The organism is Planomonospora alba, assembly GCF_039534085.1.
Classification (GTDB): domain Bacteria; phylum Actinomycetota; class Actinomycetes; order Streptosporangiales; family Streptosporangiaceae; genus Planomonospora_B; species Planomonospora_B alba.
Map to the genome: position 1 here is coordinate 1 of NZ_BAAAUT010000113.1, position 8,543 is coordinate 8,543.

The 8,543-nt window shown below is 72.0% G+C and carries 4 protein-coding genes and 2 pseudogenes; 1 reads left to right on the forward strand and 5 read right to left on the reverse strand.

The features are described 5' to 3' along the window. Positions 1-197 precede the first annotated feature (197 nt). Positions 198-1,296, forward strand: a pseudogene (locus tag ABD823_RS33795) (IS701 family transposase). Positions 1,297-1,754: 458 nt separating this feature from the next. Here the strand turns inward: ABD823_RS33795 and ABD823_RS33800 are convergent. The 5 genes and pseudogenes from ABD823_RS33800 to ABD823_RS33820 form a co-directional block, all read right to left on the reverse strand. Further along, a complete protein-coding gene (locus ABD823_RS33800) occupies positions 1,755-3,353 on the reverse strand; it encodes a hypothetical protein (RefSeq protein WP_344866924.1) in 1,599 nt (532 codons plus the stop codon). After that, positions 3,350-4,075, reverse strand: coding sequence for an ABC transporter ATP-binding protein (locus tag ABD823_RS33805; RefSeq protein ID WP_344866926.1), 726 nt, complete (start codon positions 4,073-4,075; stop codon positions 3,350-3,352). The genes ABD823_RS33800 and ABD823_RS33805 overlap by 4 nt, the downstream gene beginning before the upstream one ends. Before the next feature lie 39 nt (positions 4,076-4,114). Then, on the reverse strand, positions 4,115-4,993 hold the full coding sequence (locus ABD823_RS33810; RefSeq protein WP_344866928.1) for an alpha/beta fold hydrolase: 879 nt from the start codon (positions 4,991-4,993) through the stop codon (positions 4,115-4,117). 3 nt (positions 4,994-4,996) lie between these two features. Beyond that, complete coding sequence (locus ABD823_RS33815; protein ID WP_344866930.1) at positions 4,997-7,669, reverse strand: helix-turn-helix transcriptional regulator; 2,673 nt, start codon at positions 7,667-7,669, stop codon at positions 4,997-4,999. Further along, a pseudogene (locus ABD823_RS33820) lies at positions 7,593-8,258 on the reverse strand (recombinase family protein); the annotation flags it as partial. The gene ABD823_RS33815 and the pseudogene ABD823_RS33820, both read right to left, overlap by 77 nt. Positions 8,259-8,543: the final 285 nt, after the last annotated feature.

An 8,543-nucleotide genomic window follows, 5' to 3' on the forward strand; every position in this document is an offset into this window, starting at 1 on the left:
CAGCTTCAAGCAATATCTCGGTTTCGGTACGTAACCATCACAGGTGCCGCATACCTTCCGGCAGTGGACGTCCGCTCCTTGATCGTGACCCTCGTCCGTCGGGGATTCGGTGATCGAGCAAAGGGGCGCGGGTGCGGACCGAGTGGGAGCCGGACGAGCTGATCGGTTCCTGGACGCTGGTAGATGGCGACCGGGAGCTGGTGGGCAACAAAAGCGGCGCGACCCGGTTCGGCCGCGTCGAGCCACGCCGTACCGCGACCGCCTACGTGCGCGGCCTGCCGGCCGACCTGGACCGCAAGAACTGCTGGAGCCTGGCCGAACACGCCGGGCTGCCCGGCCCGCAGGCCATGCAGCGCCAGTACACCGGCACCGCAGGAAAGATCGAAAACAGCCAGGTCGGCGTGTTCCTCGCCTACGCCACGCCCCGGGGACGCGCACTCATCGACCGGCGCCTCTACCTGCCCGCCCGCACCTGGCCGGCCGATCCCGCCCGCCGCCGCACCGCCGCGATCACCGATCAGGCCGTCTTCGCCACCAGGTCCGTCCTGGCCATCCAGATGATCGGCGCGGCCCTGGCCGCCGGAGCCGACGCCCGCCGGGTCAGCGGCGACGAGGTCTACGGCCAGGCCCCGGATCTGCGCGCCTTCCTGGAGGAGCACCTGCTGGGATACGTGCTGGCGATCGCCGGCAACCGGCGCGTGGCGCTGGAGGGCGTCGAGCGCACCGCGGCCCAGGCCGCCACGCTGGCGGCCGACGGGCACTGGCACCGCTACAGCGCCGGGCCCGGCGCCAAGGGCCCGCGCTTTTACCTGTGGGCCTGGGCCCGCATCGACACCGACGACGCCGACCGCGCCGGCGGGTGCCGGTGGCTGCTGATCCGCCGCCACCCGGCCACCGGGGAACTGGCCTTCTACCGCTGCTACGCTCCGGCGGCGGTGCCGCTGCTGACGCTGGTGCGCGTGGCGGGCGCCCGCTGGGCGGTCGAGGAGTCGTTCCAGGCGGCCAAGGGCCAGGTCGGGCTGGACCACTACCAGGTCCGCACCTCAGATCGGCCGGCACCGGCACATCACGCTGGCCATGCTCGCGCTGGTGTTCTTGGCCGTGCTGGTCGCAGGCCGGCCGGGCGGCGATCCGCAGCGCGTCCCGTTGACGCTGCCGGAGATCCGTCGTCTGCCGGCCGTACTCGTCCTGGCCCGGCCACGCGGGGTCGAGGAGGTTCTGCGCTAGCCACGGTGGCGTCGCCGTCATCAGGCCGTCGCCCGCCGGTGCCACTACCAGCGCAGATCCCAGTCATGATCTCAAAGTGCCACTGGAGTATTAGCGCTGTGGGATGTCTGCGGGAGTACTGGGCCGACTTGGATGCCATCGCGGCCGAGCTCAACGACCGCCCTCGCAAGATCCACCGCTACCGCAGTCCAGCGTAGGTCTACGCTGAGATCTTGAACAGCGGTGATGCGTTGATCCATTGAGGCCGCCATCGTTTATTGAAGGCGCTGGTGTCAGTTCCGGAGTGGTCTGCACGGTTGACCGAAGTGATCCGCACTGACGGTGAATAGCTAATTTCCGGCGGTGCTTCTCCGTGGAGCCGCGGTACAAGGGAGTCGTAGGGATAACGATGGCGGTCTTCGTGGCGATCTGTCCGGGGCAGCTGCCATGCTCCTTCGCGTCGACGGCGCGGGTGGCGTCGAACATCTTGGTCAGCCCGCTGATATCGAGGGCAGGTGTCATGGTGTTCCGATCATCGGCTGAGCGAGTCAGCTCTTTGCCCGGGCGGCTGCCCGCAGGGCTGTGGTGTCGCGGGTGGCCATCGCTTCCAGTAGGCCGGTGCCGCGCTGCTGGAGCAGGCGCACGGTGAGCGCGGGTGTCGCGCCCAGGACGGCGCCGGCCAGAACGGCGGCGACGAGGACGGTCACCCACCACGGACCGTCGATGACGCCGGGCAGGACCGCGGCCAGCAGGACCACAGGGAAGATCGTCATTTGTCCGCCCGTCGGATCGCCCGCTTGCTGCCCCGGGTAGATACGATCGCGGGCGTCGGTGCCCACGGCCGGCATCACGAGCGCGAGCAGCGGCGCCCCGGCGCAGCCCGCCGCGGCCGCGGCGATGGCGCCGCCGATGGCGACACCTCCTAGGGGAGAACCGGTCGCGGCCCACAGCACAGCCGCCAGCGCAATGGACGGCAGACCGAACAGCAGCGCCCACGCCGCCATCCGCCCGTGCACGTCGGCCTTGAGGGCACCCGGTGTGGTGAGGAGCTGCCATAGGGCCGTGCCGTCGAGGGCGTAGGTGTTGATCGCAACCATCGCGCCGAACACGGCTGCCGCCGGGCCTACCAGGGGCAGCGCCCAGCTCCAGTCGGTGAAGGCGATGATGAGCGCCATCAGCAGCGGTGTCAGCCAGGCGCTGCGCAGCTCAACGCCGCGAGCCGGGTCCCGTAGCCAGGTGGCCAGCTCTCGCGAGGCGACCGCGGCCACCTGCGGCGTCGCAAACGGCAAGGACAGCCCACGTCTCGGCGCGGCGGGCCGCCGCGGATTCGTCCGGCGAGGCGGCCGGCGCAGGGCGCGAGCCGTCAGCGCGATCCAGCACAGCTGCAACAGGGCGCCCAAGGTCAGCAGCGCCGCCAGTGGCAGCAGGACCGGTCCCGGCCCGGCGCCGTCGCGTGCGGCGAGCGCCGCGCCGTACCCCCAGCCGGTGGGCCATGCGGCGAGCGCGTCGATCACCGGCTCGGGCGGCTGCCCGGCGGCAGGGGTGACCAGGGCGATGTCCCCCTCGCCGAGACGGGGCAGCAGCCAGGCCGCGACCGGTACCCATCCGGCGAACGACAGCGCGAGCATGATCGCGGTCTGGACGGAGGCCAGCGTCATCCCGGCCCGGGTCTGCAGCAGCCAGGCCGCCAGCGCCGCCACCGTCTTGCCCGTCCAGATGAGCAGATACAGCTGGGCCACCACCGCGGCCACGGCGGCCGCGACCGCCACCGTGCCACCCGGCGCGGCCAGTACCACCAGCGACGACAGGCCCACCAGCGTGATCAGCGGGCCGACGCCCAGCAGTTCAGTCCACGACAGGGCCCGCGCCAGCCGCCACGGCCGCAGCGGATAGCTGCGCAACCACTCGCGCGAGATGACCGACGGATCATGGCGAGGCTGAGCCAGCGGCCCGAACAGCCACATGCCACCCCACACGGTGACTACCACCGCGATCCAGCCCTCGTGGATCACGCCATCGGCGGTCAATGACGCGCTCGCGATCACCAGGGCGGCCAAGACCAGTCCGGCGACCAGGCTGAAAGCGCGCTCGTTGTGCGGGCCGTTGCGGAACAGGCGCAGCTTGAGCGCGAACAAGGTGCGGATCATGCCAGCCACTCCAGCGGGCGCACCGGATCGGCGCCCACCAGCTCGACGAACCGCTCGTTGAGCGTCGAGCCCGCCGCCACCTCCGCCACCGGCCCCTCGACCAGCACCCGGCCACCGGCCACCACCGCCACCCGGTGGCAGTTGCGCTCCACGAAGTCCATGATGTGACTCGACAGGACCACGGTGCCGCCGCCGTCGACGTACTGCCTGAGCACCTGCTCGATGGAGTGGGCCGATACCGGGTCGATCGCCTCGAACGGCTCGTCCAGTATGAGTACCCGGGGCCGGTGCAGTACCGCCAGCGCAAGATTGATCTTCTTGCGCATGCCCGTGGAGTACTCCACGATCAGCGTGCGCGAAACCGCGTCGAGCCCGAGGATCTCCAGCAGGTCGCCCGCCCGCACCCTCCAGCCGTCGTCCAGGCCGCGCAGCCCGGCGCTATAACGCAGGACCTCGGTGGCGGTCAGCCGTTCGGGCAGGGACAGGCCGTCCATCATGACGCCGAGCTGGGCGAGCGCGGCTTCCCGCGCGGCGCGCAGATCATGACCGGTGACCCTGACCGTGCCCGCGGTCGGCTCCCGCAACCCGCACATGGCCATCAACGTGGTGGTCTTGCCGGCGCCGTTGGGGCCCACGATGCCGTAGAACATCCCCGGCGGGATGCTCAGGCTGAGCCGGTCGACGGCGAGCACGGCACCGAAGCGCTGAGTCAGGTCCGCCACTTCGATGGCGGGAACCCAGGGATCTTGCAACAGACTTCCTCACTCGGCCGTGTGCGTGAGGATCGCGTCGGCCAGCTCCTGGTGGGTCTCCAGCGGCAGCGTGTGCCCCATCCCCTCCACGATCATCAGCCGCGCCCCCGGGATCTGCTCGGCGATGATCGCGCCGTGACCCGGTTTGACCGGCTCGTGGCTGCCTTCGATGACCAGCGTGGGCGCCTTCACCCGGTGCAGCTCGCCGACCGGCTCGAAGTCGGGGCCGGCCCCTGCGGCAAGCCGGTGGTTGGCCGCCGCCGACAGGTCGCGGGCCCGGTCGTAGATGCGTTCCTGCAGTCGGCGCGCCGCGTCCTCGTCGAACGGCAGCCCGGTGCCGTGCAGCACGCGCTGCTCGGCGATCATGCTGTCGATCAGCGCGCGGCGGTCCTGGGCGGGCGGGGCGGTCATCAGCGCGCGGAAGAATTCCACGAACTCCGGCTCCGGCTCCGGCAGGCTGCCCTCGGGCTGCGGCTGGCCCGTCAGGGCCCGCAGGAGTACCTGGCCCTCACCGCCGCCGAGCGGCGAGGAGGCGACGACGGTCAGCGACCGTACCCGCTCCGGCGCCTCCACGGCGATGAGCTGGCCGAGCAGCCCGCCCGCCGAATGGCCCACCAGATGAGCGCTGTCCAGGCCATGGGCCTCCAGCACCCGGTAGACGTCGTTCTTGATGTCGTCCCAGGTGTACGGCTCGGCCGCGAAGTCCACGGTGCCCGACATGCCGGTGTCGCGGTGGTCGTACCGGATCACCCGGCGGCCTCCGGCCGTCAGCCGGCCGACGAGCTCGTCCGGCCACAGGATGCCCTGCGACATCGAACCCATGATCAACAGGATCGGCGCGTCCGTCTCGGCGCCGAACTCTTCACTCCAGATGGTCACGTTGTGCATGCCTCAGAGCATGTCGTCTGCGGCTACGGGCGCCTTCTGTAGAACTACTAGCCGCGCCAGATCCGTACGGGAGCCGATGCCCAGCTTGGGATAGATCTTGTACAGGTGGTACTCGACCGTACGCGGGCTCAGGAAGAGCTGGGCGGCGATCTGCTTGCTCGACAACCCGTCGGCGACCAAGCCCGCGATGCGCAGTTCCTGCGGGGTCAGCGCGTCGAGCACGCTGGGGGGCGGGGCGCTGCCGGTCTCGCCCGCCGCCCGCAGCTCCTCCTGCGCGCGCCGCGCCCACGGCCGGGCGCCGGCCTGCTCGAAGGTCTCCCACGCCATCCGCAGATGCGTTCGCGCCTGGCCCGGCCGTTGCGCGCGGCGCAGAAGCTCACCCAGCAGCAGGGCCGTCCTGGCCGCCTCGAACGGGTTGGTGTGCAGCCGTAGCGCCTCGCCGAAAGCCTCTTCAGCCGATTCGGCCAGGCCTCGGCAGCGAGCCAGCAGCGCGCGCGACTCGGACGTCGTGGCGTGCTCGATCGATCGCTCGTAGGCCGAAAGCGCCGCCCGCGCGCCGACCTCGTCGCCAGCGCCCACCGCGGCCTCGACCCGGTCTGGCATGGTCCGCCACGCCACGGTCGGATGCCCCGCGCCCGGCCCCGCCACCGCGATCGCCCGGAAACGGTCGTGCGCCGACGCGTAGCGGCCCAGGCACAACTCGAGCATCGCCAGCGCGTACGCGGCCACCCCCGCGCGCAGTCCCACCCGGTGCGGCAGGGCGATGGCCAGCGCCTCGCGGGCTTGCCGTTCGCAGGGCTCCTCCTCGCCGCGCAGAGCCGCCAGCACCGCCAGATTGGCCAGGTGTGCGGCCACCGTGTTCTCGTACCCGGCCTCCCGCGCCAGCGCCAGGCCCTCCTCGGAGACGGCCTGGCTGCGCGCGAGCCGCCCGGCGAGGCGGTCGGCGGTCGCCACGAACTCCAGCACGACGGGCAGCTGCCCGGTCATCCCCGACACCCTGGCCACTCGCCCGGCCCGCTCGGCCATCTCGGTCGCCAGATCCGACTCGCCCAGAGTGCTGGCCGCGGCCGTCGCCCAGAGGTAGCCCGCCGCATCCCCCAGTTCGCCCGCCCGTGCCAGTGCCCGCCGCAGCAGGCCCGGCCCGGCAGTGTCGCCGCTCAGAGTCAGCCCGATCCCAGCCACCGTGTCCCGCAAGAACCCCTCGGGGTGCGCCGCCGCCCGTCGGCCGAGCTCGACGATGGCCGCCGTATCGCCGACGTAGGAGGCCGCCTCCACGGCGTCGGCCAGCATGTCCAGACTGTCACCCGCCGCCAGGATCCGCACGGCCTCGGCGGCGTTGCCCGAGTTCAGCTCGAACCGGCCCCGGAGCCGGGCGATCTCCATCGCGAGCGTGATGTCCTCACCGGCCCCTTCGCGTGCCTCGGCCAGCAGCGATTCCGCCTGTCCCGGCCGACCGGCGAGCCAGGCCGCCACGGCGGCGTCCTTCAGCCGGACGGCGCGGGCGCGCGGCTCGGGGGTCAGCTCGGCGGCCCTGGTCAGGGCGGTGGCGGCGGCGCCGTACCCGCCGCGATCGCGAGCCCGCTCGGCGGCCTCCGCCAGCGCGACGGCGACCGGCTCGGCCTGGCCCAGGGCGGCTCCGGCCAGGTGCCAGGCCCTACGGTCGCCTGCGGTCAGCTCCGCCAGGACGGCGTGCACGTGGCGGACCTCGGCGGGGGCGGCCGCCTCGTAGATCGCGGATCGCATGAGCGGGTGACGGAAGCGCATGCCTGCGCCCGACACCTCGGCCAGCCCGCTCTCCTCCAGCTCGGCGAAGGCCGCCACCACCGACGCCACCGGCCCCGACCCCGCCGCCCCGGCCGCCAGCCGCTCGGTGGCACGCAGGACCACCTCGAAGTCGGTCTCGACGGCGGCGAGCAGGGCGACCAGCCGGGCGGAGGCCGACAACCCGGTCACCCGGTCGCCGAAAAGCCGCGCGCCGCCGGGCAGCGGGTCGGGCAGCGGTTCGCGGCCGGCGAGTTGCGCGGGCGTCAGCCGGGCGGCGATCTCGTCCAGGGCCAGGGGGTTAGCCCCGGTCAGCGTGATGAGTTCCCGTCTCACCGGGGCGGCCAGCAGCCCGTGCCGGGACTCCAGCAACTCGGCCGCGGCGTCCTCGGGCAGGCCGCGCACGCCCACCGTCGACGGCACGCCCTTGACGGGAGCGTCGCCGCGGACGGCAAGCAACATCGCGATCCGTTCGGTGCCCAGCCGCCTGGCGGCGAACAGCAGCGCGTCGGCCGAGGCCCGGTCGACCCATTGGAAGTCGTCGACCACGCAGATCAGGCCCTCCGGGCCGGCCGCCTCGACCAGCAACGACAGCACGCCGGCGCCTAGCAAGAAGCGGTCGCCCGCGCCGCCGACGGCGTGCCCCAGGGCCGCTCGCACGGCGTCGCGCTGCGGCCCGGGCAGCGCATCGAGCAATCCGGCCACCGGCCACAGCAGCTGGTGCAGCGCCGCGAACGCCAGGTCGGACTCGGACTCGACGCCGCCGGTCCGCAGCACCCTCATCGCCTCACCCCGCGCGGCCGCCGCGTCGAGCAGGGCGGTCTTGCCCGCCCCGGCCTCACCCCGGAGCACCACCGCCCCGCCGCAACCATGGCGAGCCTGTGCAATCACCTCGTCGAGCGCGCTGATTTCCACAGATCTTCCGTAAAGCACAGAAACTCACTGTAAAGGGGGTCTTCTCTCGAACGCGTCCCCAGCCGCCAAGCGGCTCGACTCGATTAAGGGCGGGACCACGGGCACCCCGTGGTTCCAGGGCGGCCGATCTCACTCGACGGCTACCCGCCCCATGGCGAATCGAGTGCTCGGGGTTGGGCAGCGGGTCCCGGGCCGCCCGCAGGATCTCCGGCGTCACCACGGTGGGCCGTCCGCCGATGCGGCCGCGCGCCTTGGCGGCGGCCAGGCCCTCGCGGGTCCCGGCGACGATGAGCTCGCGGATGAACTCGGCCAGCGCGGCGAACACGTGGAAGACCAGCCGCCCGCCCGGGGTGGGGGTGTCGAGGTTCTCGTGCAGCGAGGTGAAGCCGATCTCGCGGCGGTGCAGCTCGCCCACCATGGCGATCAGGTCGGCCAGCGAGCGACCGTAGCGATCCAGCGACGGCACCACCAGCGTGTCCCCGACGGTCAGGAAGGCGTGGCAGGCGGCCAGCTCGGGCCGCTCGGCGCTTCTGCCGGATTTCTTGTCGGCAAAGATGCGTCGGCACCCGGCCGCGGTGAGGGCGTCAAGCTGGCGCTGGAGTTTCTACCCGCCGGTGGAGACGCGGGCATAACCGATGCGGATCTCGCTCGGGCGGGGAAGACGGGCAGCAGGTCGTCAGGTGGCTGCGGAGGGGACGTCACACCCGCCATCCTCTCAACAAACGGCCTTCGACGGTTGTTGAAGGGGTGGGGTTGCTGAAGGGGTTTTGACGGCCTGAGCGCCGCTTCCAAGGCCGATTTCATGATCTGCGAAAACGATCGTTATTTGAAGCCCGAGACACTCACAGAACGTGGAGACGATTACTCTCGACTA